Here is a 26,070-nt window from a genome sequence, read left to right as displayed (position 1 = left end):
GCGGCGTCCGGCGGGACAGGCTAGATCGACGCCCCGACCTCCGCGGGACTCACCTGGCTCACCCCGCCCCTCGACGCCCCGATGCGGATCACCAGGCCGGAGGCGATCAGGCACAGCAGCCCCGATGTCATGAACGCCACCTGATAGCTCCCCAGCCAAACGCGCGCGGCGCCCGCGCCGAAGGCGGCGGTGGCGGCTCCGAGTTGGTGGCCGGCGCTGATCCACCCAAAAACCACGCCCACGTTCCGCTTCCCGAAGATGTCGGCGGTCAGCCGGACGGTCGGCGGCACGGTGGCGACCCAGTCGAGACCGTAGAAGACGGCGAACGCCGCAAGGCCCAGAAACTGCGTCCCGAGCGCATATGGGAGGAAGAGCAGCGAGAGCCCCCGCAGCCCGTAGTACCAGCAGAGGAGGTACCGGTTGTCCACGCGGTCCGACAGCCAACCGGAGGCGAGGGTCCCGATCAGATCAAACACCCCCATCGTCGCCAGAAGCGTGGCGGCGGTCACCTCCGGAATCCCGTGCTCCATCGACGCCGGGATGAGGTGGGTGCCGATCAGGCCGTTGGTGCTGGCGCCGCAGATGAAGAAACTCCCGCTGAGCAGCCAGAAGTCTCGGGAGCGCGCGCCGCGGGACAGCCCCGCCAGTGCCGCGGTCGCCGGGTTGACGCTCGAGCGCGCCGGCGCCGCAACGTGGTCGGCGCCCGCGCCGTACGGCTGCAGACCGACATCCGCCGGGTCGTCGCGCATGAGCACAAAGACCAGCGGGATCATCACGAGCGCCGCACCGGAAACGCCCAGCACCGCCCAGCGCCATCCGTGCACGACGACGATCGAGGCGAGCGAGGGGAGGAACAGGAGTTGGCCGGTGGCGACGCTGGCGGTGAGCACGCCCATCACGATCCCTCGCCGCTCCGCAAACCAGCGGGTCGCGATATAGGCGCCGAGCACCAGCGCCATGGTACCGGTGCCGAGCCCCACCACCACGCCCCAGAGCAGGATGAGCTGCAAGGGGGTGTGCATGAAAGTGGTGAGGCCGACCCCTGTGGCGACCAGCGCCAGCGACGCCAGCATCACACGGCGCACGCCGAGCCGGTCCATGAGCGCGGCCGCAAACGGACCGAACAGCCCGTACAGCAGGAGGTTGATCGAGACCGCCAGCGAGACCGTGGTGCGCGTCCATCCGAACTCTTTCTCCAGCGGGATGATCAGCACGCCCGGCGTCGAGCGGATCCCCGCGGCCGTCAGCAGCGTGAGGAAGGTGACCCCGGCCACGATCCAGCCGTAGTGGAGGCGGCCCCGAAGCAGCCGATCAACTCCCGACATGCAGCACCGCCTTCCCTGGATAGCGACGGTCCACCAGCCGCCCGGCGATCTCCGCGATCTCCGTCCACGGCGCCTCCACATCGATGTGCGGCCGCAGGCGGCCGCCGGATACCAGCCGCAGCAGCCTCGCCAACCCGATCGACGCCGGCTCGCGCCGCAGTTCGTTGAAGAGGACCAGCCCGTACAACGTCACGGCGCCGGTGCCGAAAAAGCGGCCGACGTGAAACGTCGCCTCGGGGCCGGAGGAAGCGCCGAACACGACACAGGTGCCCCCCGAGGCGCGCATCGCCATGACGTTGCCCAGGGTGCGGCCTCCGACCGACTCGACCACAAGATGGTACGGGGCGAACTCCGATGCCGACGACGCGGCATTCCCACGACGCGCGCGCCCTGCCGCGGGCCCGAACCGTCCGCCGCCGCCCGTTCGACCGTGCCGGCCAGATCCCACCCCGGGCGGCTGCCCGCCTGGGCCGACATCGCCCCGCGGACCTCTCCGCGGTTGAGCGACACGGCCGCCACTCGGACGACCGCCTCAGACGGGAGCGGGGGAAGGCGGCGCGACGGACCGCAGCACCAGCCGGCCGGGTATGGTCGGATCGACGATCTCGGCGTTGATTTCAGGCACGCGGGTCCTCACGGGTAGGGACGTCATCCGCCCGGCGCGTCGACCCCCAGGCTCTCTCGGATAACGACGATCGGGCTCCCGGAATTCTCGACCCGGCTACCCGAGCGGGGGGCGATGCTCGGCCCACGGCTGGATCGCCTCAAACCCCGCCGCCGCGCGCAGCACCATTGCGTCGGCGTGCCAGCGACCCACGATCTGCAGGCCGACCGGCAGCCCCTCGGCGGTGAACCCACACGGCACGCTGGCGGCCGGATAGCCGGTGAAGTTAAATGGATACATGAAGGGCACCCGGTCGAGGAAGAGCAACGGGCGCCCCTGAACATCCGGGGGCCCCTCGTTGGCGCCGGCGTCCACGGACCACGCCGCAACCGGCATCTGGGGGGTCAGCAGCAGGTCATAGGTATCGAAGAACTCGCGCACCGCCTGGTAGAAGACGGTGCGGGCGAGCAGCGCCTTGGCGTACTCGATCGCGCTGAGCCTCCCGGCGGCGAGGACCATCTGCATGAGCGTCGGCTCGATCCAGGCGGGGCGCTCGATCGCCCGGTCGATCATGCGCGATCCGATACTGACCTGCCAGATCACCTTGTGGAACTCTCTCGGATCGGGCCACCGGATCGTCGGTGCCTCCAAGTCGCAGCCGAGGTCGGGAAAGCGCCGGGCCGCCCGCTCGGCGATGGCCCGCACCTCGGGGGCCACCTCGGAGGTCGCGTACCCGAGGTCTCCGCTCCAGGCGACCCGCAGGCCCTTAAGGTCCCCCTCGCAGGCTCGGAGATAATCGTCCGGCGGCGCGTCGATCGTGAGCGGATCCCGGGGGTCGGGTCCGGCCATGACACTCAGCATCAGCGCCGCATCGCGGACGGTCCGCGTCATCGGGCCGTTGTGCGAGCGGGCGGACCAGTAGTCGGTGTTCGGGTGGGACGGCACGCGTCCGAACGAGGGCTTCAGGCCAAAGACGCCGCACAGTGCCGACGGAATGCGGATCGACCCGGCCCCGTCCGATCCGTGCGCAAGCGGTCCCAGCCCCGCGGCGACCGCCGCCCCCGCGCCACCCGATGAGCCGCCGGAGGTCCGGTCCAGCTTCCACGGGTTCCGGCACGGCGGGCCGATCAGATTGTCGCTCATGTCCTTGTGCCCGAAGTGCGGGGTGTTGGTTTTTCCGAGGAGGACGCCCCCGGACGCCCTGAGGCGCGAAGCGACCACGCCGTCTTCGGCCGGGACGTTGTGTTCGAAGAACTTCGACCCGAACGTGGTCCGAATGCCCGCGGTCGGCTCGAGATCTTTGATCGAGTACGGGATCCCATCGAGCGGGAGCACCCCCTCCCCCTCGAGCACTCGGGCCTCGGCCGCCCGGGCCTCCTGGCGTGCGAGGTCCGGGGTCACGGTGATGAACGCGTTCAGCACGGGGTTGAGCCGGTCGATCCGGCTGAGCACGGCCTCGGTCACCTCTACCGGCGAGACCTGCTTGGCACGGATCAACCGCCGGAGCTCGACCGCGGGCGTATAGCACAGATCGGTCATCTCCACCACCTACCCTCCCGGTGCCGGGGCGAGGGCGTCCCCGCAGCCGATGTCCTCGATCCACCGCCGTGTCTCTCCCAGCACGACCCTGGGGGCCGAGCGGAGCTCGGCGGCGCGCGTCCCGCCGCTGAGGAACACGGCGACACGAAGCTCTTCCAGGAACTGCGTGATCCAGAGCTCGATCGCCGCATCCCCCTCCAGTGCCGCGGAGAGGAGGGGGCTGCCGACCCCCACCAGCGTCGCGCCGAGGGCGATCGCCTTCGCGGCGTCCAAGCCCGTCCGCACCCCGCCGGTGGCGATGAGCGGAAGCCCGGCCGGGGCGGCGGCGACGACCGACACCGCCGTCGGAATGCCCCACTCGGCGTACACCCTGCCGAGCAGGGTGCGCCGGCGATCGCGCCGCGCTTCGGCCCGCGCCGTCTCGATCGCCGCGAAACTGGTTCCGCCCATCCCCCCCACATCGAGCGCCCGGAACCCGAGGGCGCGCAACTCCACCGCGGTGTGCGGGGAGATGCCGGCGCCGGTTTCCTTGGCGATCGCGGGCACCGCGAGCGACCCCACCGCGTCGGCGAGCGCGTCCCGCAGCCCCGCGACTCGCCGGTCCCCTTCCGGTTGGATCGTCTCTTCGAGAAAGTTGAGATGAATGGCCAGCGCGTCCGCGCCGATCATGGCGACCGCGTCCGCCAAGTGCCGGTGGGTCAGCGGCGGGCCGCCCTCCTGCGTCACCAGTTGCGCGGCACCAACGTTGGCGATGAGCAACGCGTGCGGGGCCGCCTCCCGCGCCACGGCGTACGTACGGGCGAGTGCGGGGTTATGCAGGGCGGCGCGCTGGCTTCCCAATCCCATCGCCACGCCGAACCGCTCCGCGGCGCGCGCCAATCGGGCGTTGATGTCACCGCCCCCGCGGTGGCCCCCGGTCATCGACGCGATCGCGAGCGGCGCCCGCAGCCGATGCCCGAGGAACTCGGTCGTCAGATCGATCGCGTCGAGGTCGGCGGCGGGAAGGGCTTGGTGCACCAGGTGAACGTCGGCCCATCCGGGGCCCCGGGGGCTGGTGACGTTTCCCGACGTCGCCAACCGCAGGTGCTCGGCCTTCCGCCGCTCGACCGGCCCGCGCGGGGCGGCGGAGGAGCGCGGCCGAACGGGACGCCGCGTCCTCCGGGCGGGGCGTCGGCTCATCGGCCGGGCTTCGCGGACCCCTTGCGGCGGGGCCGGTCGAGGCTCACCACCGCCCCCTCGGGGTCGAGCCCGGTCCAGCGCCGGATCAGATCAAGGTGGATGCCGAACTGATCGAGGATTTTGACGATCGTGTGGTCGACGAGATCCCCCACCGTCTTCGGCAGATGATAGAAGCCCGGCACCGGCGGCAGAATCACCGCCCCCGCCTCCGTGGCCTCGACCATCAGCCGGAGATGTCCCGCGTGCAGGGGCGTCTCCCGCACCACGAGGACCAGCCGCCGGCGCTCCTTGAGGCAGACATCGGCGGCCCGCACCGTCAAGGTGTCGTTGTAGCTGTTCGCGATCGCGGACAAGGTCTTGATCGAGCAGGGCGCGACGACCATCCCATCGGTGACAAAGGTCCCGCTGGCGATCGATCCGGCGATGTTCCGTTCGTCGTGAACGACGTGCGCCAGCGCCGCCACGGTCGCGGGATCCCGCCCCATCTCGTAGGCGATGGTCTTCCGGGCGGCCGCCGTCAGGATGAGGTGGGTTTCGACGTCGGTGTGCGCCCGAAGCACTTCCAACAGGCGGACCCCGTAGTGGGGGCCGGTCGATCCGGATAGGGCAACGATCAAGCGGCGCGCGTGTGCCATCGCGAAGGCACACTTCGGGGCGCCCAAATTTCATTCCTTTGGCGGGCGGAACGAGCAGGGGAGCGACTCGAAGGGAGGGAACCCCTTTGCGGGGCGCCGCGGCCGCGGCGGCGCCGGGAGGTGAAGCGGGTGAGCGAACGCGAAGGGCGGGTTTTCCTCAAAGGCATCACCGCGGAACAATACGGCCTCTCGGATTTCCGACGGCTCCAGCGGGCGTCGCCCCGGGTGCGCCGGGCGGGGACCGTGGTGGATGACGCCCGGGTCGGTCACTCCGGGGACTCCGATCAATCTCGCACCTGGTGGATCCTGGGCCCGGGCGACGATCCGTTCCTCACGCAGACGGTGCAGATGCACTTCGTGGAGTTGGCGCCGGGGGGCTCGAACCGCGGGCACGGGCACCAGAACGAAGCCCTCTTTTACATCTTGGAGGGGCGCGGTTACGAGATCCACGACGGGAAGCGGTACGACTGGGAGAAGGACGACCTCGTGATCGTCCACAACGACTCCGTGCACCGGCACTACAACGCCGACAGCCAGAAACGCGCGCTCTGCCTGATCATGAAGGCCAAGGCCACCTGGATGTACCTCGGCCTCATTCAGCAGGGCCGCGGCGGCCCGGTCGCCGATGGCGACCGGTACGGCCCCCCGGAGGACTGGTCCCGCCTGTGGACGGCGGGGGTGGGAGAGCGCAAGAAGGTCGTCAAACCATCCGACACCCGGTGGGAGACCACCCCCGACGGTCGGGTGCGGGTGCTCACCTCCCCGCAACGCACCGACGTGCGGGCGTTCAGCACGGACGTCTTTCAGCAGGAGATCCCCGCGGGCAGCCGGTCGGCGAAGCATTGGCACATGGCCGACGAGGCACTGTACGTCCTCTCGGGACGGGGGTACAGCCTGCAGTGGGACGTCGAGGCCGAGATCGGCGAGCGCTATATGGCCCGGGTGGCAAAGGAGCCGACCCGCTGGGAGTTCGGCGCGGGGGACATGGTGTACATCCCCCACAACACGGTCCACCAGCTGTACAACACCGATCCGGCCGCCCCCCTCGTGTTTCTGTCGGCGCAGAATCGCCTCTTCAAACTGCTCGGGTACGACGCCGTCGTCCGCTTGGAGCACGCGCCCGAGTACGCCGGACCGCAGGCCGCCGGAAAACCGCGAACGTGAGGCTCGGCATCATCGCGATGGGCGCGGGGGGCGCCGCCGTGTCCGCGCGCCCCGCCGGGCGCCGCGGGTAGCGATCGGAGGTCACCCGAGTGGACGCTGCCGTCGAGGCGGGGGCGCGACCGGAGGGCGACCGGCACGCGAAGGATCTGGCCCTGCTGAGCTGCGCACACGCCGTCACCCACATTCAGCCCACGCTCTACCCCTTGATCTTCCCCGCGGCGATGCAGGCGCTCGGCTTCGGGTACGCGCAGATCGGCCTGCTGGTCGGCGCGATCGGCGTGGTGGGGGGCCTCCTGCAGGGCGTCCAGGGCTGGCTGTCCCGCTGGTTCCGGCGGAAGGCGCTCTGCGGCGGGGGCAACCTGCTGCTCGGCCTGTCGATCGGCCTTTCCGGGCTGGCGGGCAGCTTCGCCGCTCTCCTGGGGCTCCGGCTGCTCGCCGCCATCGCCACGAGCCCGCAGCATCCGGTCGGCTCCTCGCTGCTCGCGGATTGGTACCCGCGCAAGCGGCGAGCCTCCGCGTTCGCCCTGCACTTCTCGGGCGGCAACATTGGGACCGTGCTGACCCCGCTGGCGGTGGGGATCCTCCTGCCCCGCGTCGGCTGGCGCCACACCCTGATGCTGTTCGCGATCCCGGGGGTGGTCGTCGGGCTGCTCTTCTGGCTCCTGGCCGACGACCGGCGGCCGGCGCCGGCGCGGCTCCCGTCGGAGGGCGCCGGGGCGCGCCCGCCGTATCTGGCCGCGGCGCGCAACCCGAATGTCCTGGCGTTGATGCTGAGCCGCGCGCTGACCTCCGGCGGGCGCGGCCTCGGGATCATCCTCACCTACGTCCCTCTCTATCTTCTCTCCGGGCTCCGGCTCGCGCCCTCCACCGCCGGCGCCTTCGTCTCCCTCCTCGCCGCCGGCAGCGTCATCTCTCCCCTGCTCGCCGGCCGCATCGCCGACCGGATGGGGCGCCGCAGGCCGGTGATGATCGCCTCGCTGTGGATCTCCGCCATCGCCACCACGGGGCTCGCCCGGACGGGGGCCAGCCTCCTCGGCATCCTGGCGGCGCTGATCGTGCTGAGCCTCGCGGTGTACAATGAGAGCTCGCTGTCGCAGGCGCTGCTGGCCGACATCGTCACGGACGAGGAGCGGGACGGCGCCTTCAGCCTGTTCTACGTGGTCTCGTTTACGGGTGCCGCGGTGTGGGGAGTGGTGATCGGGCTGGCGATCGCGCGCTGGGGGTTTCCGGCCGGCTTCGCGCTGATGGTCAGTTCCTACCTGCTGGCAAGCGTGGTGCTCTTCTTCGTGAGAGAGACCGCCGCCGTCCCCTGACCCGCGGGACCCGGGCGGTGCGGGTCAGGGCGCCTTCTCGACCGTCGCGGCGAAGTTGCTGTCTTGGAGCGCCTGCACGTAGCTGTTGTCGAAGAAATCCGTGGCGGCCTGGTCGATCTTCCGGGCGCGCAGGATGAACTCCAGCCCGGGTTGGGTCACCAGCGGGTAGACGGAGTAGAACTGGTCCCGGTAGAGCTGAAATCCCTCGCGCAGCTCGCCCTCCTTGATCGGCAGGTGCGGATGGATCAGCGCCAGCGCCGCGGCGATGTTCAGGCGGTTCTTGATGAAGACGTTGGCGGTGACGACGGCTTTGAGGAACCCGGCCACGAGCGCCGGATGGGCCTTCGCCCAGGTGATGTTGGCCGCGATCCCTGTGTGCTGGTAGGGCTGGTCCAGGGTGTACAGCTTGACGAGCGGCTTGTACCCCAGGTCGAACGCGGCGAGGTCCAATCCGGCGGTCAGGACCGTGAACTGGATCTGGCCGGAACTGAGCGCGGCCAACCGGGAGGTCTCGTTGCCGGCCTGCAGCAGCGTCACGTCCTGCGGGTCGACGCCCAGTTTCGTCAGGGCGTAGCGGACCGCGAAGTCGGACGACGAGCCGAACCCGCTGATCGCCCCTTTCGCCCCCTTGAGCTGCGACGGGGTGGTGATGTTCTTCGCCACGACGAAATCGTACGGGAATCGGTTGATCAGCCCGCCGATCATCTCGAGGGGCAGGCCCTTCACCCGGGCGTTGATGATGTCGGCGGCGGCGATGAACGCGATCGGCACGTCGCCGGCGGCCATCGCGGCGACGGTCTTAGCGCCGCCTTGGATGTTGATGATGCTGACGGTGAGCCCGTACCGCTCGAAGAAGTGCTTGTCCTCGGCGATCCAGGCCGCCACCGCGTCGAGGTTGGAGAAGGACATGCCGACCTTGAGGGAGGTCAACACCTCCGCCGCGGGCGCGCGGCTCGCGGCGAGCAGATCCGCCAGGACCGCTCCCGCCGAGATCCCAAGGAAATCGCGCCGGCTGACCGACATCCGCACGATCGTTTCCCCCTCTCGGGTGGCGTCGGTGGCTTGCTTCGAGGCAGCGGCGGGCGCTCCCTGCAGGAGCCGCTTGCGCCCCACGGTAATACTCCGGTATCCGCGCGCCCGGGGGCGAGCCGTGAGAGCGAAGGTGGAAGCGATCGACGTCACCGTCCGGTACGAGAATCCGCGGACCGGGGTGACGACCCTCGCGCTGGACGGGTTTTCGGTGGACGTGCAGCCCGGCGAGTTCCTGTGCCTGGTCGGGCCGAGCGGCTGCGGCAAGACGACGTTTCTGCACTGCCTGGACGGCCTGCTCCCGGTGACGGGGGGGCGGATTCTGCTCGACGGCCGCCCGATCGTCCGCCCGGGACGCGACCGCGCCATGGTGTTCCAAAGCCCGTCGCTGCTGCCCTGGCGGACCGTCCTGCGGAACGTGACCTACGGGCTGGAACTGCAGGGCCTCCCGCGGCGCGACGCGGTGCCCCGCGCCCTCGAGATGATCCGTCTCGTCGGCCTGTCGGGATTCGAGCGCTATCACCCGGCCGAGCTCTCCGGCGGGATGCTGCAGCGGGTGAACCTGGCGCGGGCCCTGGTGATGGACGCGGAGGTCATCCTGCTGGACGAACCCTTTGCCGCCCTCGACGCCCAGACCCGCGAGTTCATGCAGGCCGAGCTGATGCGGATCTGGCAGGAAACCCGCCGCACCGCGGTGTTCATCACACATCAGATCAACGAGGCGATCTACCTGGCCGATCGGGTGGTCGTGCTCTCGGCCCGCCCCGGACGGGTGAAGAGCATCCTCCCCGTCACGTTCCCCCGCCCGCGAGATCTCCGCGTGAAGCGGACCGTGCCGTTTCTGGAGCTCGAGGACCGGATCTGGGCGCTGATCGAGGAGGAAGCGCGCCTGGCCTACCGGGGCATGCCGCATGTTTGAAGAGAAGGCGCTGGGACGGGACCGCGGCGAGGCCCCCCCCATCCCCCGTCGGCCGGGAACCCGCAGGAGTTCCCCCGCCGTTCGCGCCCGGATCATCGGGACCGTTTCCGTGGTCCTGTCCCTCACCGCCTGGGAAGGGGTGGTGCGGTTTGGGCTCGTCAACCCGCTGTTCACCAGCTCCCCCAGCCGAGTCGCCTCAACGTTCGTGCAGATGCTGCACGAGGGGAGCCTGGGCAAGGACATCCGGGTGAGCGGCGGCGAGTTCCTGGCGGGATACGCGCTGGCCGTGGTCGTGGGCATCCTGCTCGGGGTGGCGATGGGCTGGTACCGGGACCTGGACGCCGCCCTCCAGCCGTTCGTCTCCGCGCTCTACTCGACGCCGCGGATTGCGCTCGCCCCGCTGTTCATCATCTGGCTCGGCATCGGCGTGTGGTCGAAGATCGCCGTGGTCTTCCTGGTGGCCGTCTTCCAGATCCTCATCAGCACCGAGGCCGGCGTGCGCGCCGCCGACGAGTCGCTGATCCGGACGGCTCGATCCTTCGGTGCCAACAACCGCCAGATCTTCGCCACGATCGTTCTGCCCGGCGCCGTGCCGTTCTTGATCGCCGGGCTGCGGCTCGGGGTCGGCCAGGCGCTGGTGGGGATCGTGGTCGGCGAGCTGACCGCAGCGACGGCGGGGATCGGTTACGAAATCGCCGTCGCCGGCGAAACCTTCCAGACCGACCGCGTCTTTGTCGGCATCGGGATGCTGGCCACGTCCGCCATCCTCATGATGTGGGCGCTGCGGCAGCTGGAACTGCGGTTCGAATCCTGGAAGCCGCTGCATCACGGGTAGCGGATCCCGCCGCCCACCGGCCCCGGACAACCCCGTGGACCGGCGACGTCACCCCGACCAGTCACGCAGCTCGGCGAGCACCGCCTGCTCGATGCGACGCAGCGTCGCGGCTTCCGGGCCGATCCATTCGTAGGCCAGCGGAGCGACGACGACCGGCCCCCACGACTGGTCCTTGACCTCGGTCACCGCGATCTCCCACAGCGCCATCGGAAACGGTGCGGCGGCGATCCGCGCTCGCCTCACCCGGGCTCGCCCCTTGATCAGGGCCAGGATGTTGTCCGTGCCGATGATCTGCAGGGCGGCCCGACCGTCGCGCTCCAGATTGGCCAGGGTCGCGCTCCCGTGGTCGACCCCGAAGCGCACGCGCTGCGGGTCGTCCGCCGCGGCCCAGGTCATCGCCGCGTGACCCCACCCGTCCCCTCCGACGGTGACCAGCACCGCGGGGGTTCCGGCCATGAGGAGGGCGGCGAGCCGGTCGGAGAAGCTGGGGAGCGTCTTCATCGGCGCCGGGCGGTCGCCCAGGTCTTGTCCACCTCCGCGCGGACGCGGTGCGGCGTGCCGGCCTCCCCCAGCAGCGTCAGGTGCACCCGCGGGTCACGGTACGCGATCGACACGCTCCCTCGCCATCCTACGAGAGGATGGTGCGGCCCCACTTCGCCAGGACCGCGTTCCGCCGCTCCGGGCTGGATTCGGCCACGCGGGGGAACTGATCGCGCCACTCGAACGGCCGGGTCGCATCGATGATCGCCCGAGAGTTCAGGCCCTTCCGCTCGGGCGGGATGATCGGGTCCAGCGGGCCGCTCCAGCATCGCCGGAGGATGTCGATGTCCCTCTCCGGATCACAGCGGGTACAGATCGCCCACATCACCTCCTCGAGGTTCATCACATCGATGTCCTCGTCGACCACCACCGCGAAGCGGCCCAGATACGCCCCGGCGTGACACTGCGAGGCCACGATCGCGGCCTGCTTCGCGTGTCCGGGGTAGCGCTGCGTGATCGCGACCGCCGTGAACAATCGGGACCCGCCCACCTCGTGACACCATACCCCGGCGACGTCCGGGATGCCGGCCAGCCTGAGCTGCTCGTCGATCGCCGCGGCGCGGAGGAAGGCGCGGTAGTAGGCCAGCTCGGAGGGGGGCTTGACCGGAGGGGAGCCCAGCAGGATCGGGCGGTGACGGTGGTAGAGCCCGACGACCTCGACCACCGGCTCTTCCCGCCGCGCGCTGGCGTAGTACCCCGTCCACTCCCCGAAGGGCCCCTCCGGCAGCTTGTGGGTCGGGTCCACGAATCCCTCGATCACGATCTCGGCCGCCGCGGGGATGGGGAGCCCGGTGATCGGCCCCTCGATCACGTCAACGGCGGACCCCCGCACCCCCCCCACCCAATCGTATTCGGACATTCCCCAGGGGATCTCAAGCGATCCCGCCATGAAGATGGCCGGATCGTGACCGAAGGACATTGCGACCGGCATCGGCCCCCCCCGGGCGAACCATTTGTCCCGCTGAATCCGTCCCTGCTTGCCGGGGGAAATGTAGAAGCCGACGTGGTTCCGGTCGTGCACCATCACCCGGTAGCATCCCAAATTCACCCACCCCTCGTCGGGGTCGCGGGTGATGTCCACACTGCCGGTGCCGATGTACCGGCCGCCGTCGTGCTCGTGCCACTTCGGAACGGGAAACGTCAATAGATCGATCTCCCCTCCCCGGTGGACGTTCTCCAGCACCGGACCGTCTTTCACGACCCGGGGGGGAATCGGCCGCAACGCTCGATTCTTCTCCTGCCACAGTTTCAGGAGCGCCTTCAGGTCGCGATCGGGGGGCAGCCCCAACGTATGGGCCAGGCGCTTCGGCCCGCCGAGGGCGTTGGCGAGGATCCGGTGACCCGCCGGATACCCCGGGATGTTGTCGAACAACAGCGCCGGGCCGTGGCGGTTCATTACGATCTCGGTGATCACCCCGATCTCGACGTCCCAGTGGGCCTCCTCGACGGCCTTGAGTTCTCCCAGCTCCTCCACCTGGGTCATCCACTCCCGCAAGTCGCGATCGCTCATCGGTTCTCTCCTCTTCACGCCGTGCCCGGGGCCGACTCGCGCCCCGAGGGCTCCCGGCCCCAGGTCTCCAGCCGGAGGAGGCCGGCCGCGGTCTCCCCCAGAATGGCGCGCGCCGCGGCCTCCGATCCCGCCAGTGTCCGAACCAATCCCGTGTAGTCGCGGATGCTCGACACGCCCTTGCCGGTCTGGGTCGTCGCCCCCGTGAAATCCTGGGGGTAATCGGTGGCAAAGAGCAGCCGGTCGGGCCGGATGCCGGCGAGCGCGCACCGCAAGGCGACCGCTCCCCCCTCGAATCCGGCCAGGTCGAAGTAGAGGCGGTCGAAGGACTCTGCGAACGGCCGGCGCAGGGTCCCGAACCGTCCGGCTTTGGCCTCCAGCCGCTCCTTGATCGCGGCGACCCCACCACCGAAGTGCGCGAAAACCAGCTTCAGGGTCGGAAACTCCTCCATCACCCGCCCGGCGATCACCCGGGACACGGCGAGCTGGAGGTCCATCTCGCGGCCGACGATCCGCGCCAGGTCGTAGTCGCCGAGGCACGCGTATCCCGCGGGGATCATCGCGGGGTGCACGTGCACCGCGAGGTCCAGCGCGCACGCCGTCCGATAGAACGGCATCAGCGGCGGGGCATCCAGGAGCAGCCCGCCGACCTGCGAGGCGATCGACACACCGCGGAGGTTCAACTCGCGCGCCGCCCGCTCCACCTCCCGCAGGCCGCCCTCCTCGACGATGGGCGCGTGCGCCATCCCGACGAACCGCCGCGGGTACCGGGCCTGGATCTCCGACAGCCGCTCGTTGATCAGCCGGCACTCCTCGAGCGGCGCGTCCCACCCCAGATTGCAGGTGAGGACGGCGAGGTCGATGCCGGCCTGATCCAGGTCCCGCAGCTGTGCATCGAGATCGTACAGCTTGTCGTGCAGCGTGAACTTGGGGATTCCGCCCTCGATCAGGTTGCGCCGCTCCCCGGCCGCGAACCCCCTGCGCGCGGCCAACTCCAGGGGCACGAAGTGGTGCTGGAAGTCGATGATCATCGGGGTCCTCCGTCGCCCGGGCGGGTGTTGCCTCCGCAGTCCACGCGGGAGTCGTGGAGCCCGCGAACCGCCGCGCCCGGGTTGAAACCCCCGCACTCGACACCGAGGGCGCGGGGCATGTCGACGATCAGATCGGAGCCGTGCTCGGTGCCGCAGCCGCGCCGGTCCGCGCCGGTCATCGTCCCGCCCGCCTCAATGCCGGAAGAACGTCCCGAACTCACCCCGCCAGGCCCGGAGCTGCTGATCGTCCAGATCACGCATCAGCCGGAGATGGAGCGTCTTCGCGTCCTTGATCGGGGGGTAGATACCGGGGACGAGCACGAACTCCCCCGCCTGCGCGAGCGTGAGCAGCCCCAGGCGTGAGGTGAACAGATCGATGAAGAGGCGCGCGGCGTTGGGGTGGCTCGGCCGGATGCCCAGGGCGACATGGTGGGCTTCCGCGAGCATCGGGTTGAGGCGCACGTAGTCGATCGGCGCCCCCTGCTTTCCCATGATGTAGACGTACTTCACGTAGGTCAAGCCCAACGGGTACTCGCCGGCGACGATCTTCTGCATCGCCGGGTCGAACGAATCCACCAGCACCGCCTGGCCGGCCAGCCCCTCCACAAACGACCGATACCGTGGCCCCATCACGCTCTGCAGATTGGCCAACCAGATCGCCGCGGTGATGTGCTCGGTGGGATCGGGCATGACGATCTTCCCCTTCCACTTCGGGGCGAGCAGATCTTCGAGCGTCCGCGGCGCCTCGTCCGCCGTGACCAGCCGGGTGTTGTAGAGGATGCTGATGACCACCGCGCGGTAGGGAGGCGACAGGACGCCGTCCTTGTCCAGGCTGGCGGGGGGGAACGCCGCATACGACGGGGACGTGTAGCGCCCGAACGCGCCCGCCTGCTTCATGATCAGCATCGGGCTGAGGTTCGTGAGGACGACATCGAACTGCGGCTTGCCGGCCCGCACCTCGGTCAGGACGCGATCCAGAAGCCGGTTCGTGGCCAACCGGAAATACTCCACGGGAATCCCGTACTTCTCCTTGAACAGCTGCTGGATAACCTCGAAGATCGGGGATTCAAGCGAGCCGTAGACGACGACGCGCCCCTCCTGCCGGGCGGCGGCGACGGGATCGGGTTGCGCCCGGGCCGCGGGCAGAGCCGTCGCCAGCGCGACCCCCGCCAGGATCATCACCCAGAGCCCCCACCGGCGCCGCATGGTTCCCTCCCGAACCGAGACTGGAGTCCCCACCGCCGTGCTCCTTCACCGACGGTCGAGGCGTCACCTGTTCCCGCGGCTGGAGCGGCGGGCGAGGATGATGAGCCCCGCCGAAATCACGCTCACCAGCACCCCCAGCGCACCCACCGAGCCCGTCTGTCCGTCCAGCCAGAGGTAGTACATGAGGGGCCCGACAGGCTCGGAGGCGGGGGTGTAGAGGAACACGGACAGGCTGAACTCGCGCATGAAAATCGTGGCCAGCAGGATCCACCCGGCCACGATCCCCGACCGCATCAGGGGCACGAGGATCCGCCGGAACGTTGTCCCGAATCCGGCCCCACTCGCCCACGCCGCCTCCTCCATCTCCCGGTGGATCTGGATGATCGTGCTCGTCACGGAGCGCAGGCCGTAGGGGAGAAACCGCGTCACGTACCCGATCAGGAGGATCCAGATCGTGCCGTAGATCGGCAGCGGCAGCCGAACGTACGCCCACAGCAGGCCGATGGCAAAGGCCGTGCCGGGAAACGCCCAGGGGAGAAACGTCAGCCCTTCCAAGATGCCCCGGCCGGCGACCTTGGTCTTGACCGTGAGGTAGGCGACGAGCGCCGACATCCCCATCGCCACGGTGGCCCCCCCGACCGCCAGGAAGAGGCTGTGCATCACCGCGCGGTACACCCGGTCGTTGTGGAGGATCTGGCCATAGTGCGCGAGGGTGGCGTGCCGGAGCGCCTCGAAGCTCGGGGCCTGAAAGTAGGGCAGGATCGACATGAAGACGAGCATCGCCATCGGCAGCACGGCCAGCAGGATGACGATGGCCCCGGCCGCGGCGGCGGCGGCGAACCGCCACGGCCCCAGATCGATCAGGTGCGACTGAAACCCTCGGCCGGTGACCGTGGCGAACGCCTCGACGTGCGAGGTCAATCGACGGTACAGGGCCACAAACACCAGGGCCACGACCAGCAGGCTCACCCCGTACGTCGCGGCGAGGTTGTAGTTGGGGGGATAGGCGGCGAGGGCCTCGCGGAAGATCTTCGTGGTGAACAGCTCGATCCGGGCGGGGAGGGCGATGATCGCGGGGGTGTCAAAGCTTTCGAGCGCCCGGACGAAGTTGAGCGTCCCCGCGGCCAGGATCGCCGGCCGCATCAGCGGGAGCGTCACCGTGCGGATGACCTGCCAGTGGCCGGCCCCGGCGGTGCGCGCCGACTCCTCCAGCGCCGAATCCATGTTCCGCAGGGCGCCGCTCAGAATTAGAAAGGCGAGCGGAGCGAGAATCAACCCCTCGACGAAAATCAGACCGGGCAGGGAATAGATGTTGAGGGGCCCCCGGGCCACAGGGACGACGGCCCGCAGCGCAACGTTGAAGAGGCCGATCGACGGGCTGGCGAGGAGCGTCCAGGAGATCGCGATTAGCAGCGGGGGCAGCACGTTGGGCACGATCGCGGTCAACTCGAACACTCCCCGCCACGGCGCGTTCGTCCGCACCGTCACCCAGGCCAGCGTGGCGGCGAGCCCGACGGAGAGGATCGAAGCGCCGAGGGCAAAGACGAACGAGTTGAACAGAACGGCAAACATCTGGGGATCGGTGTACGCGGCGACGTAGTTGCCAAAGGAAAGCCGGCCGGCCTGCCCCAGCGGAGCCGTGGTGAGGCTGCCGTAGAAGAGCATGGCGGACGGGTACAGGCTGAGGTAGGCGAGGACGATCGCCGCGCCGACCGCGGTGAGCAGCGCGGGGTCGCGCCAGCGCGCGATGGCTGGCCGGGCCCGAGGGAGCATGGGGGAATCGGCCCTCATTGGGGGTCCGCGCCGGCGGTGGTGATCTCGCGCCAAACACGGGGCGAAACACCGCCGCTCATTTCCTGAAGTCGTCGCTGGAGAGCTCATCCATCAAGACGGTGGTGATCCTCTCCGCTTCTATCGTCTCGGACTCCATCGAGCCGTAGACGATCACCTTCCCTCTTGCCTGGCCGCGTCCTCGGTCGACCGCACGGCGGCGTCGACGCGATTCGAGGGCGCCGCCGACGCGAGCGCGATCCCCGGGGCCGCGAGGGAGCGACGCATCACGCACATCCCCTGCCCTCCGGATCACCCGGCAACCTCGCACTGCCTTCGATGGCAGGTCGCCGTCAGGCCGGGACCCCTCCGTCGGGCCGCACGGCGGTGCACCGCTCCGGGTGGAACGTCAGGAAGACGCGGTCCCCTCTCCGCACCCGGACGGAGGGATGGACGCGCGCGCGGAGCGGGACCTGGCCCGAGGAGAGACGGCAGTCCATGCTCTCGCCGAGAAAGATCACCTGCTCGACCGTCGCCTCCCAGGCGTCATCGGACGGCTGGGTGTGAATGGACACGTCCTCGGGCCTGATGGAAACCGCAACCTCCCGGCCGACGGCCGCCCCGTCTGGAATCGCACAGACCAGGGGGCCGCAGGAAGTGAGCACGTGGAACAGGTCGCCGCCCGCGGGGCTCACGACGCGGGCGGGCACGAAGTTCGTCGACCCAATGAAGTCGCTCACGAAGCGGGTGGCCGGGCGCTCGTAGATTTCCCGCGGAGGGCCGATCTGCACGATCCGTCCCTCGTGCAGGACCGCCACAAGGTTCGACATCGCCAGGGCCTCAACCTGATCGTGGGTCACGTAGATCGTCGTGATCCCCAACTGCCGCTGCAGCGCCCGCAGTTCGAGGCGCATCTGTTCCCGCAGTTTGGCGTCCAGGTTGGACATCGGCTCGTCCAGCAGCAGCAGCTTGGGCTCCCGGATCAGCGCGCGCGCCAGCGCCAGGCGCTGCTGCTGCCCGCCGCTGAGCCGGGTGGCGGGACGCTGCTCCAGCCCATCCAGCCGGACGGTGGCCAACGCCTGCCGGACGCGATCCGCGAGCTGCGATCGCGGGTGGGCGCGATTGACCCGCAGCGGAAAGGCGACGTTCTCGAACACGGTCATGTGCGGCCAGATCGCGTAGGATTGAAACACCATGCCGACGTCCCGCCGGTTGGGCGGCACGAAAATGCCTCGGCGCGAGGAGTAGACGACGGCGCCGTCGAGCTCGATCTGCCCGCCGTCGGGGCGCTCCAGCCCGGCGATCGATCGCAGCGTTGTGGTCTTGCCGCATCCCGACGGGCCCAACAGCGTGAAGAACCTACCCGCCGGCACCTCGAAGCTGATCCCGTCGCAGGCGGTGACCGCGGCCCGTCCGTCCTGAAAGCGTTTGAGGAGGTCGGTCACCTTTACCATTGCAGGCGGGAATCAGCCGACGCGTTCTTCGATCCGCAGGAATCTCCACGCACCGTACGAGCACGACCACGTGAGGATGAACAGCCCCACCAGCAGGTACCCGATCCGTCCCAGATCGAGCGCCTGCAGCCGCCCCCAGATCCCGGCGGTCAGTCCGAGGGTTCGGGCGAGGACCTGGGTCAGCTCGATCAGGCCGATGAGGAGCGCCGCGACGACCGAGAGGCCGGTGACCGTGAGGTTGTAGTAGATCTTCCGGAGCGGCGTCGCGAACGCCCAGCGGTACGCCGTCGCCATGAACACGCCGTCGGCCGTGTCCATCAGGCTCATCCCCGCCGCAAACAGCACGGGGAGCGCCAAGATCTCCCACACCGGCAGCGCGCTGGCCGCCGCCCCCGCCGACAGCGCCAAGAGGGCAACCTCGCTCGCCGTGTCAAACCCCAGCCCAAAGAGAAACCCGAGCGGGTAGACGTGCCAACTGCGGCTGATCAACCGGAACAGCGGGCTGGCGATGCGCGCGATGAGCCCGCGGGACAACAGCAGCTGCTCGAGTCCCTCCGCATCGTGCGCGCCGCGGCGCATCTGCTGAAAGATCAGATAGATGTCGACCCAGATGAAGAGGTTGAGCAGGCCGATGAGCACGAGGAACCCACCGGACACGGTGGTGCCGATCAGCCCGCCCAGCGCCTGAAGGTGCGGGAGGGCGTGCTGCGCCCAGCGGGCCAGCAGCGCCGTGGCGAGGACCATCAGGAACACGACCGTGGAGTGGCCGAGCGAGAAGTAGAACCCCACCCCCAACGGCGTTCGGTCCTGCCGGGCCAGCTTGCGCACGGTGTTGTCGATCGCCGTGATGTGGTCCGCGTCGAACGCGTGCCGCAACCCCAGCGTGTAGGCGAGGAACCCGATGCCGAGGAGCGACGGGTGTGCGCGGGCGGCGGGGAGCAGCGCCATCACCCCCACGATGTGCAAGCCCAGGACCGCGCCGCCGTACCCCAGCCACGCGGTGTGTGCCTTTCTGATCACCGTCACCCCTCCAGGTGCCCGTTGTCGGTCTTCCCGGGTGCCGCACGACATAGCGCACGTCCGAACCCGGCGGGAGTGCTCATGTCACCGACCGGGCGGCTTCCCGTCGCCGCCGAGGAGCCAGCCCCAGGTCTCGCGGGTCTGCCGCTTGTAGTCGGGGTCCGGCCCGATCGGGATCGGAAACCGGTCCTTCCACTCCCAGGGCCGGGTGGCGTCGATGATCACCCGCGAATTGAACCCTTTGCGGTCGGGATGGATCGCAGGATCGAGCGGCCCGCTCCAGCAGCGGCGGAGAATCTCGAAGTCCTGCTCCGGGTCGGCCCGGGTGAGCACGGCCCACATCACATCGCTGAGGTCGGTGATATCGATGTCCTCGTCGACGACGACCACCATCCGGTTGAGGTAGGCTCCGGCGCGCACCTGTGATGCCAGCAGCCCCGCCTGCTTCGCGTGCCCGGGATACATCTGCCGGAGCGCGACAATGTAGAGCAGGCGGCATCCGCCGACGGGATGGCAGTAGACGCCCATGATCCCCGGGACGCCGGCATCCTTGAGCGCCTTCCGCAGCATACCGGAACGGAGGTACTTGCGGAAGTGATGCGCCTCGTACGGCGGCTTTTCGGGCGGGCACCCCAGCAGAATGGGGTCGTGGCGGTGATAGATCGCCTTCACGTCGATCACCGGCTCCTCCCGGCTGCCGCTGGCGTAGTACCCGGTCCACTCCCCGAACGGCCCTTCGGTGAGGCGCGCGTTGGGATGGACGAACCCCTCGATCACGATCTCCGCGTGCGCCGGCAGGGGGAGCCCCGTGTGCCGGCCGCGGATCACCTCCACCGGCCCGCCCTTGACGGCGCCCGCCCACTCGTACTCGCTCACCCCCAGCGGGATCTCCAAACAACTGGCGAGGAAGAGGATGGGGTCCATGCCCACCATCGCGATCACGGGCATCGCCTCGCCGCGCGCGAAGTATTTGTCGCGGTGCAGCCGCCCGTGCTTCCCGGGGGAGATGTAGAGGCCGCAGCGATTCCGATCGTGGATCATCACCCGGTAGGTGCCGAAGTTGATCCAGTCCGAGTCGGGGTCGCGGGTGACGTTGGCCACGGCCGTGCCGATATACCGACCGCCGTCGAGCGCGTGCCACTTGGGGGTCGGGAACTTCCAGAGGTCGATGGCGTCGCCCTCGAGGACGTTCTCCAAGATCGGGCCGTCGGCAACCTCACGCACCGGCACCGGGTCGATCCGGTTCAACCGCTCCTCCCACGCGTCGATGAGGCCCAACGTCCCGAGCTGCGGGTCCATCCCCAGCGTGAAGGCCAGGCGGCGGCGGGCCCCCAGGGAATTGACCAGCACCCGGAAGCCCCGCGGGTAGCCGGGGACGGCGTCGAAGAGGACGGCCGGCGACTCCTCGGTGTGATGGAGCATCTCGGTGATCCGCCCGATGTCCTCTTCCCAGCTCGCGCCCTCGACGCGCCGGACCTCCCCCATCGCCTCGACCGCGCGGAGCCAGTCCCGCAGGTCCGTGTACGGCCCGGTCCTGCGGCCGCGTTCCACCGCCATGCTCATCGAACGCCCCTCCGGGTCTGCCCCTGGCGATGTGTTCACGTTCTCCTTACCATTCCCCTTTCACGCCGCGCTGAGGCGGTCGGCGCGGGCAGGAGCGGTGGGCCGCATGACCGCGGCGGAGCGGGGTGGTAAGATAAAGGCCGGATCGATCGACTCGGTCCGCGCGAGGAGGGGTCAGGAATGGCCGACGTCAACGGGGAACGGCGAATCGCCCAGGAGGATCGGCTGCCGGCAGAGTGGCGCAAGAGCGCGTACGAGCGCTGGCTCGAAGTTGAGGGGATCCCCGTGGTGAACGGCGTCGCCGTCCCGGACCTTCGGGGCATCACCGTCGCGCCGTGGCCGCGGCTGGAGGCGCGCGGGGCGTACATCAGGCTCCTGGGCACCGAGGATACCAACAACGCCTACATTCTGGAAATTCCACCCGGGCGGGGCACGGCCCCGGAGCGGCACCTCTTCGAAGAGTTCTACTTCGTCGTCGAGGGCCGGGGCGGGTGCGAGGTGTGGAACGACGCCGGCGCCCGCCAGTCCTTCGAATGGCAGACCGGCAGCTTGTTCTCGATCCCGCTCAACTGCTCCCACCGGCTGCACAACGGCTCCGGCCGCGAGCCGGCGCGCCTCTTGGGCGTCACGACCGCCCCGATGATGATGAATCTGATCCACAACACCGAGTTTCTCTTCACCTGCCCGTTCGACTTCCTGGACCGCTTCGACGGCCGCCAGGGGTACTTCGGCGGCGAGGGCACGCTGTACCCTGGGCGGGTCTGGGACACCAACTTCGTGGCGGACGTCCACCGGTTTCAGCTTCACGACTGGGCCGAGCGCGGCGCGGGCGGCAAGAACGTGATGTTCGAATTCGCCAACAACTCCCTGTGCGCGCACATCTCCGAGTTCCCGGTGGGCACCTACAAGAAGGCCCACCGGCACGGCCCGGGAGCGCACGTGATCATCCTGGAGGGCGAAGGATTCTCGATGATGTGGCCCGACGGCGCGGAAGATTTCACCGACATCCCGTGGCATCCCGGCACGATGTTCGTCCCCCCCGGGCTGTGGTGGCACCAGCACTTCAACACGGGCCCCACGCCCGCCCGGTACCTGGCGATCCGGTGGGGCGGCGCCAAGTGGAAGGTGGCGCGCTATCTGGACATCCAGGGGGTGGACAAGAGCAAGAAGGACGGGGGCAACCAGATCGAGTACGAGGACCAAGACCTCCGCATTCACCGGACGTTTGCCGAGCGTTGCGCCGCGCGCCATGTGCCGGTGCGGATGGACGGCTTCTCGGTACGCGTCTGATGGGGGGACTCACCCTCCCCCCTCCCGCCGCGCCCCGCCGATGACCGGCGCCTGAAGGCGGGCGGCGATGCACGAAGACGACCAGGAGCACATCCACCTGGGGGGGGACGCGGACCCCGCCGTTTACGTCGGGGAGCACATCCGCCTGCGCAGCGCCGGGATCGACATCGGATCATCGACGTCCCACCTGGTCTTCTCGGAACTGGTCTTGACCCGCCAAGGCCGCTATCTCTCCAGCCGCTACCAGGTGGTTCAACGGGACGTCCGGTTCCGCTCCCGCGTGATCCTGACGCCGTACGCGTCGGCCTCGCAGATCGACACCGCGGCCGTGGCGCGGTTCATCGAGGAGGCCTACCGCGAGGCCGAGATCTCCCGCTCGGAGATCGACACCGGCGCCGTGATCACGACCGGCGAGGCGGCGATGAAAGAAAACGCCGCGCCGCTCATCCAGTTGTTCGCCGCGGACGCGGGCAAGTTCGTCTGCGCCACCGCCGGGCCCCACCTGGAAAGCCTGCTCGCGGCGCACGGCTCGGGGGCGGCCGCGCTCTCCCGGGAACCCGGGCATCCGACGGTGCTCAACGTGGACATCGGCGGGGGCACCACAAAATTTGCGGTCTGCCAGAAGGGCGCGGTGGTAGAAACGGGAGCCATCCACGTCGGCGCGCGCCTCTTGGCGTGGGACCGAGGCGGCGCGCTGCGGCGGGCCGAGGCGCAGGGCCGGGCGTTCGCCCGGCGGGCCGGCGTGGAGATCGCCCTGGGCGAGGCGGTGCCGCCGCGGGCGCTCGACGCGGTGGCCGACCGGATGGCCGACCTCATCATTGGGGTGATCGACGGGAAGCGTCTCGACGGCGGGGGCGACTTCTGGATTACGGAGCGCCTCCAGTCACCCGGCCCCTTCTCGCACCTCGTCTTCTCCGGCGGGGTGGCCGAGTACGTGTACGGAACCGAGGCGGCGGAGTTTGGGGACTTGGGGCCGCGTCTGGCCCGGGCGTTGCGCACCCGCTGCCGGGGCCGGATCGTCCTCGAGCCCCGCGAGCGGATCCGCGCCACCTGCATCGGGGCTTCCCAGTACACCGTGCAGGTCAGCGGCAACACGATCTTTCTCTCCGACGCGGAGGTGCTGCCGGTCCGAAACGTCCCCGTCGCCGCCGTGCGCGGACTGGGGACCCCCTCACGCGAAGGGGTGGCCGACGCCGTCCGCCGGGCGCTGCGGCGGCTCGATCTCCAAGACGGCCCGGACCGGTTTGCGCTGGCCATCCACTGGCACCACGGACCCCAGTACGCCGCCCTGTCCGAGTTGTGCCAGGGGATCGTCGCCGCGCTGCCGGAGGCGGTGGGCACCCGCCGCCCCCTGCTGCTCGTCATCGACGCGGACGTCGCCGGCCTGGTCGGGCGGATGCTCCGGGAGGAATGCGGTGTCGTCGGGCCGCTGGCCTGCATCGATCAGGTGGCGCTGCGCGAGTTCGATTACGTGGACATCGGCGGCATCATGCCCGACCAGTACGTCGTGCCGGTCGTGGTGAAGAGCCTGGTCTTCCACTAACCCCCAGGCGGGGGTCGGGGCATCCCTGCGCCCCGACCGCTCCCGACGCCGGGTCGGCCTCAGCCGTCGACGTGGACGGCCCAAGAAGCGCTAGGGCTCTGAGGTCGTGGGGTCAATGACGGCCTTCACCGCAGCGACCCGATTGGCGGGAAACCCACCCTGCCGTGCGTGCTCGCGCACCATGTCTTCGTTGGGAGCGACATACACGCAGTAGATCTTGTCGTCGGTGACGTAGCTGTGCACCCACTGGATCTGCGGGCCCATCCGGTTCAGCACCCCACACGATTTTTGCGAGATGGCCCGAAGTTCTTGAGGCGATAGCTTGCCCGCTCCGGGAACATCGCGCTCGATCACGTACTTCGGCATGATCGCTCCCCCTTATCGCTCGATATTCGAGTGAAGAACCCTGCGGGCACCACGGAACCCGCGGGGAGGAGTTCCCCGCGCCGGGGATTTTCCCCCCCTGGCGTGGCGGACGGCACCCTTGACAGCCGGCGGAGTAAATATATAATCATTATATAATTTGAGCACAGGAGCCCGGAACCCGCCGCCGTGGAGACCGCGAAGACCTTCCACCCCGTCCGCCTCGCCCGCGCCTCGGCCGAGATTGTCCAGCAGATCAAGACGCGCATCTTCGCCGGCCAGCTCGCCGCCGGGGATCAACTCCCTTCGGAAAAGGATCTCGCCGAGCAGTTCGCCCTGAGCCGCATCACGGTCCGCGACGCGCTCCGCGTGCTGGAATCCGAGGGGCTGATCGAGATCAAGGTCGGGGCGCGCGGCGGCGCCTTCGTCGCCAAGCCGACCGCCCAGCGGGTCAGCGAATCGCTGACGACCTTGCTCCGCCTTCAACAGATCACCATCGTGGAATTGACCGAGGCCCGGCTGGCCGTGGAGCCGTACGTCGCCGCGCTGGCCGCCAAGCGGGCCACGGCGGCGGACATCGCCGCGATGGGGCAGGCCATCGAGGACGCCCGCGCCGGGCGCGAGGCGGGAGATCCCCGCTTCATGCCCCACAGTGTCGCCTTTCACATCGCGCTCGCGGACGCAGCCAAGAACCAGGTCCTCCGCTTCACGGTCAACTCGTTCCGGACCCCGTTCTACGAGGCCCTGGCTCACCTGCCGGCCGCGGCGATGGCCGGGCGGGCGATCGCCGACCACCAAAGCATCTTACAGGCGATCAAGGCCCGCGACGCGCAGCGCGCCCGGCGGCTGATGCACAAGCACCTCACCTACTTCGCCGAGCGCGTCGGCGGGACGAGCGCGCTCAAGGGCGCGTACGCAACGTGGCCGTCGCAGACCGGCCGGTAGCCGGCGGGCGGCCGCCCCACGCCGGGGTCCTGGCGCCCTATCGCGTCTTGGACCTGACCGACCGCGACGGCTGGCTGTGCGGCCGGATCCTGGGCGACCTGGGGGCGGACGTCGTCAAGATCGAGCCCCCGGGCGGAGACCCGGGGCGGCAGCAGGGCCCGTTTTTCCGCGACCCGGATCCGGAGCAGAACCTCGCCTGGTTCGCCTACAACGCCAACAAGCGCGGCATCACCCTGGCCCTCGAGACCGTCCGGGGGCAGGAGCTGCTGCGCGGACTGGCGCGGCGAGCGGATTTCCTCATCGAGTCTTTCCCCCCCGGCCATCTGGACGCCCGGGGTCTCGGCTACCGCGCGTTGCACAACATCAACCCCGGGCTCGTCTTCACGTCGATCACGCCCTTCGGCCAGAGCGGCCCCTATGCCCACCACCGAGGGTCGGACCTCATCGCGATGGCCATGAGCGGGTTGATGGCACTCGTCGGAGCGCCGGGGCGCCCGCCGCTCCGAGTCTCGCTCCCCCAGGCGGCGATGTGGACGGGAATGCACGCGGCGGCCGGCTCGCTCATCGCGCACCACTACCGTCGGGTGACCGGCCGCGGCCAGCACGTCGACGTCGCAACGCGGGACAGCCTCCTCTGGGCCCTGGCGAACGCCCCGGCCTACTGGAGCCTGCTGCGGCAGGACCTCCACCGCGGCGGGAGCAGCATCGTCGGCCGCAGCACCACAGGGGCCCGCATGCGGGCGATCTACCGGTGCCAGGACGGCCACATCAACTTCATCTTCTACGGGGGGGAGGCCGGGCGGCGCTCCAACGAGGCGATGGTGCGGTGGATGGCGGAGTGCGGCGAGGCCCCGGACTGGCTCGCGCGCATGGACTGGGGGACGTTCAATATCGCCGTGAGCACCCAGGAAGAGATCGACCGACTGGAAGAGCCCTTCGTCGCGTTCCTGGCGAAGCGCACCAAGGCCGAGTTTGCGCGCGAGTCGGTCAAACGCAGCATCCTCGGGTATCCGGTCGCCAGCGCCCGGGACATCCGCGACGACCCGCAGCTCGCGGCGCGGGGGTTCTGGCAATCGGTGGATCATCCGGAACTGGACGCGACCGTGACGTACCCCGGGCCGTTCGCCAAGTTCTCGGCCGCGCGGTGCGGTATCACCCGGCGCGCCCCGAGGATCGGGGAGCACAACGCCGAAGTGTACGGCGCCGAGTTGGGCCTCTCCCGGCACGACCTCGACGCCCTCGGGCGCGAGAAGATCCTCTAATGACCCCTCGCCGCGATCTGACGAAGGACGCCGG

24 protein-coding genes are annotated in these 26,070 nt (G+C 69.5%); 8 read left to right on the top strand and 16 right to left on the bottom strand.

The annotated features are described in order from the left end of the window. Nucleotides 1–20: 20 nt before the first annotated feature. The 5 genes from VKV57_15720 to VKV57_15700 all read right to left on the bottom strand — a co-directional run bounded on the left by VKV57_15720 (nucleotide 21) and on the right by VKV57_15700 (nucleotide 5,282). Nucleotides 21–1,325 (bottom strand): MFS transporter, encoded by a 1,305-nt coding sequence (locus VKV57_15720; protein HLW61352.1) that lies wholly within the window; start codon nucleotides 1,323–1,325, stop codon nucleotides 21–23. Next, a complete protein-coding gene (locus VKV57_15715; GenBank protein HLW61351.1) occupies nucleotides 1,312–1,773 on the bottom strand; it encodes a zinc-binding dehydrogenase in 462 nt (153 codons plus the stop codon). Before VKV57_15715 ends, VKV57_15720 begins: the two co-directional genes overlap by 14 nt. A 273-nt stretch (nucleotides 1,774–2,046) precedes the next feature. After that, nucleotides 2,047–3,468: an amidase family protein gene (locus VKV57_15710; GenBank protein HLW61350.1), complete on the bottom strand. Its 1,422-nt coding sequence runs from the start codon at nucleotides 3,466–3,468 to the stop codon at nucleotides 2,047–2,049. 9 nt (nucleotides 3,469–3,477) lie between these two features. Next, nucleotides 3,478–4,647: a type 2 isopentenyl-diphosphate Delta-isomerase gene (gene fni / locus VKV57_15705; protein ID HLW61349.1), complete on the bottom strand. Its 1,170-nt coding sequence runs from the start codon at nucleotides 4,645–4,647 to the stop codon at nucleotides 3,478–3,480. After that, nucleotides 4,644–5,282, bottom strand: coding sequence for a UbiX family flavin prenyltransferase (locus tag VKV57_15700; protein ID HLW61348.1), 639 nt, complete (start codon nucleotides 5,280–5,282; stop codon nucleotides 4,644–4,646). Before VKV57_15700 ends, fni begins: the two co-directional genes overlap by 4 nt. Before the next feature lie 129 nt (nucleotides 5,283–5,411). Here VKV57_15700 and VKV57_15695 point away from each other — a divergent pair, with 129 nt between their 5' ends. Then, nucleotides 5,412–6,446: a cupin domain-containing protein gene (locus VKV57_15695; GenBank protein HLW61347.1), complete on the top strand. Its 1,035-nt coding sequence runs from the start codon at nucleotides 5,412–5,414 to the stop codon at nucleotides 6,444–6,446. 89 nt (nucleotides 6,447–6,535) lie between these two features. Further along, complete coding sequence (locus VKV57_15690; protein ID HLW61346.1) at nucleotides 6,536–7,759, top strand: MFS transporter; 1,224 nt, start codon at nucleotides 6,536–6,538, stop codon at nucleotides 7,757–7,759. A gap of 24 nt (nucleotides 7,760–7,783) precedes the next feature. Here VKV57_15690 and VKV57_15685 read toward each other — a convergent pair whose 3' ends face one another. Next, nucleotides 7,784–8,872, bottom strand: coding sequence for an ABC transporter substrate-binding protein (locus tag VKV57_15685; protein HLW61345.1), 1,089 nt, complete (start codon nucleotides 8,870–8,872; stop codon nucleotides 7,784–7,786). Between the two features lie 37 nt (nucleotides 8,873–8,909). Between VKV57_15685 and VKV57_15680 the strand changes: the two genes are divergently transcribed. Continuing rightward, nucleotides 8,910–9,707: an ABC transporter ATP-binding protein gene (locus tag VKV57_15680; protein HLW61344.1), complete on the top strand. Its 798-nt coding sequence runs from the start codon at nucleotides 8,910–8,912 to the stop codon at nucleotides 9,705–9,707. Beyond that, nucleotides 9,700–10,542 (top strand): ABC transporter permease, encoded by an 843-nt coding sequence (locus VKV57_15675; protein HLW61343.1) that lies wholly within the window; start codon nucleotides 9,700–9,702, stop codon nucleotides 10,540–10,542. The genes VKV57_15680 and VKV57_15675 overlap by 8 nt, the downstream gene beginning before the upstream one ends. Nucleotides 10,543–10,590: 48 nt before the next feature. On the opposite strand, the gene VKV57_15670 is transcribed toward VKV57_15675, so the two are convergent. The 9 genes from VKV57_15670 to VKV57_15630 all read right to left on the bottom strand — a co-directional run bounded on the left by VKV57_15670 (nucleotide 10,591) and on the right by VKV57_15630 (nucleotide 20,633). After that, a complete protein-coding gene (locus tag VKV57_15670; GenBank protein ID HLW61342.1) occupies nucleotides 10,591–11,043 on the bottom strand; it encodes a pyridoxamine 5'-phosphate oxidase family protein in 453 nt (150 codons plus the stop codon). A gap of 127 nt (nucleotides 11,044–11,170) precedes the next feature. Then, a complete protein-coding gene (locus VKV57_15665; GenBank protein ID HLW61341.1) occupies nucleotides 11,171–12,592 on the bottom strand; it encodes a UbiD family decarboxylase in 1,422 nt (473 codons plus the stop codon). A gap of 14 nt (nucleotides 12,593–12,606) precedes the next feature. Beyond that, on the bottom strand, nucleotides 12,607–13,620 hold the full coding sequence (locus VKV57_15660; GenBank protein ID HLW61340.1) for an amidohydrolase family protein: 1,014 nt from the start codon (nucleotides 13,618–13,620) through the stop codon (nucleotides 12,607–12,609). Beyond that, a complete protein-coding gene (locus tag VKV57_15655) occupies nucleotides 13,617–13,799 on the bottom strand; it encodes a hypothetical protein (GenBank protein HLW61339.1) in 183 nt (60 codons plus the stop codon). The genes VKV57_15660 and VKV57_15655 overlap by 4 nt, the downstream gene beginning before the upstream one ends. Before the next feature lie 13 nt (nucleotides 13,800–13,812). Further along, nucleotides 13,813–14,859, bottom strand: coding sequence for an extracellular solute-binding protein (locus VKV57_15650; protein ID HLW61338.1), 1,047 nt, complete (start codon nucleotides 14,857–14,859; stop codon nucleotides 13,813–13,815). Nucleotides 14,860–14,889: 30 nt separating this feature from the next. Further along, on the bottom strand, nucleotides 14,890–16,617 hold the full coding sequence (locus VKV57_15645; GenBank protein ID HLW61337.1) for an iron ABC transporter permease: 1,728 nt from the start codon (nucleotides 16,615–16,617) through the stop codon (nucleotides 14,890–14,892). Nucleotides 16,618–16,949: 332 nt separating this feature from the next. Further along, on the bottom strand, nucleotides 16,950–18,050 hold the full coding sequence (locus tag VKV57_15640; protein HLW61336.1) for an ABC transporter ATP-binding protein: 1,101 nt from the start codon (nucleotides 18,048–18,050) through the stop codon (nucleotides 16,950–16,952). A gap of 12 nt (nucleotides 18,051–18,062) precedes the next feature. Next, nucleotides 18,063–19,070 (bottom strand): HoxN/HupN/NixA family nickel/cobalt transporter, encoded by a 1,008-nt coding sequence (locus tag VKV57_15635; GenBank protein HLW61335.1) that lies wholly within the window; start codon nucleotides 19,068–19,070, stop codon nucleotides 18,063–18,065. A gap of 84 nt (nucleotides 19,071–19,154) precedes the next feature. After that, nucleotides 19,155–20,633, bottom strand: coding sequence for a UbiD family decarboxylase (locus VKV57_15630; GenBank protein HLW61334.1), 1,479 nt, complete (start codon nucleotides 20,631–20,633; stop codon nucleotides 19,155–19,157). A gap of 180 nt (nucleotides 20,634–20,813) precedes the next feature. On the opposite strand from VKV57_15630, the gene VKV57_15625 reads away from it, so the two are divergent. Then, nucleotides 20,814–21,923, top strand: a complete 1,110-nt coding sequence (locus tag VKV57_15625; GenBank protein HLW61333.1) for a cupin domain-containing protein — start codon at nucleotides 20,814–20,816, stop codon at nucleotides 21,921–21,923. Between the two features lie 67 nt (nucleotides 21,924–21,990). After that, a complete protein-coding gene (locus VKV57_15620; GenBank protein HLW61332.1) occupies nucleotides 21,991–23,466 on the top strand; it encodes an ethanolamine ammonia-lyase reactivating factor EutA in 1,476 nt (491 codons plus the stop codon). Between the two features lie 90 nt (nucleotides 23,467–23,556). Here the strand turns inward: VKV57_15620 and VKV57_15615 are convergent, their stop codons facing one another. Continuing rightward, entirely contained in the window at nucleotides 23,557–23,832 is a 276-nt protein-coding gene (locus VKV57_15615; protein ID HLW61331.1) for a DUF4242 domain-containing protein, read from the bottom strand. Nucleotides 23,833–24,018: 186 nt separating this feature from the next. Between VKV57_15615 and VKV57_15610 the strand changes: the two genes are divergently transcribed. Beyond that, on the top strand, nucleotides 24,019–24,774 hold the full coding sequence (locus VKV57_15610) for a FadR/GntR family transcriptional regulator (GenBank protein HLW61330.1): 756 nt from the start codon (nucleotides 24,019–24,021) through the stop codon (nucleotides 24,772–24,774). Continuing rightward, a complete protein-coding gene (locus VKV57_15605) occupies nucleotides 24,750–26,036 on the top strand; it encodes a CoA transferase (GenBank protein HLW61329.1) in 1,287 nt (428 codons plus the stop codon). Before VKV57_15610 ends, VKV57_15605 begins: the two co-directional genes overlap by 25 nt. The last annotated feature ends 34 nt before the right edge of the window (nucleotides 26,037–26,070 follow it).

It is taken from the genome of bacterium, assembly GCA_035307765.1.
In the GTDB taxonomy this organism is placed as follows: Bacteria; Sysuimicrobiota; Sysuimicrobiia; order Sysuimicrobiales; family Segetimicrobiaceae; genus Segetimicrobium.
Note: the sequence above shows the minus strand (reverse complement) of the source record. Positions and strands in the feature narration are given on the sequence as shown.

Bases quoted from the DNA above. Each gene is read 5' to 3' on its own strand.
- VKV57_15655 (HLW61339.1), bottom strand. From the start codon at position 13,799: ATGACCGGCGCGGACCGGCGCGGCTGCGGCACCGAGCACGGCTCCGAT.
- VKV57_15620 (HLW61332.1), top strand. From the start codon at position 21,991: ATGCACGAAGACGACCAGGAGCACATCCACCTGGGGGGGGACGCGGAC.
- VKV57_15645 (HLW61337.1), bottom strand. From the start codon at position 16,617: ATGAGGGCCGATTCCCCCATGCTCCCTCGGGCCCGGCCAGCCATCGCG.
- VKV57_15640 (HLW61336.1), bottom strand. From the start codon at position 18,050: ATGGTAAAGGTGACCGACCTCCTCAAACGCTTTCAGGACGGACGGGCC.
- VKV57_15675 (HLW61343.1), top strand. From the start codon at position 9,700: ATGTTTGAAGAGAAGGCGCTGGGACGGGACCGCGGCGAGGCCCCCCCC.
- VKV57_15670 (HLW61342.1), bottom strand. From the start codon at position 11,043: ATGAAGACGCTCCCCAGCTTCTCCGACCGGCTCGCCGCCCTCCTCATG.
- VKV57_15615 (HLW61331.1), bottom strand. From the start codon at position 23,832: ATGCCGAAGTACGTGATCGAGCGCGATGTTCCCGGAGCGGGCAAGCTA.
- VKV57_15630 (HLW61334.1), bottom strand. From the start codon at position 20,633: ATGAGCATGGCGGTGGAACGCGGCCGCAGGACCGGGCCGTACACGGAC.
- VKV57_15710 (HLW61350.1), bottom strand. From the start codon at position 3,468: ATGACCGATCTGTGCTATACGCCCGCGGTCGAGCTCCGGCGGTTGATC.
- VKV57_15720 (HLW61352.1), bottom strand. From the start codon at position 1,325: ATGTCGGGAGTTGATCGGCTGCTTCGGGGCCGCCTCCACTACGGCTGG.
- VKV57_15660 (HLW61340.1), bottom strand. From the start codon at position 13,620: ATGATCATCGACTTCCAGCACCACTTCGTGCCCCTGGAGTTGGCCGCG.
- fni (HLW61349.1), bottom strand. From the start codon at position 4,647: ATGAGCCGACGCCCCGCCCGGAGGACGCGGCGTCCCGTTCGGCCGCGC.
- VKV57_15665 (HLW61341.1), bottom strand. From the start codon at position 12,592: ATGAGCGATCGCGACTTGCGGGAGTGGATGACCCAGGTGGAGGAGCTG.
- VKV57_15625 (HLW61333.1), top strand. From the start codon at position 20,814: ATGGCCGACGTCAACGGGGAACGGCGAATCGCCCAGGAGGATCGGCTG.
- VKV57_15700 (HLW61348.1), bottom strand. From the start codon at position 5,282: ATGGCACACGCGCGCCGCTTGATCGTTGCCCTATCCGGATCGACCGGC.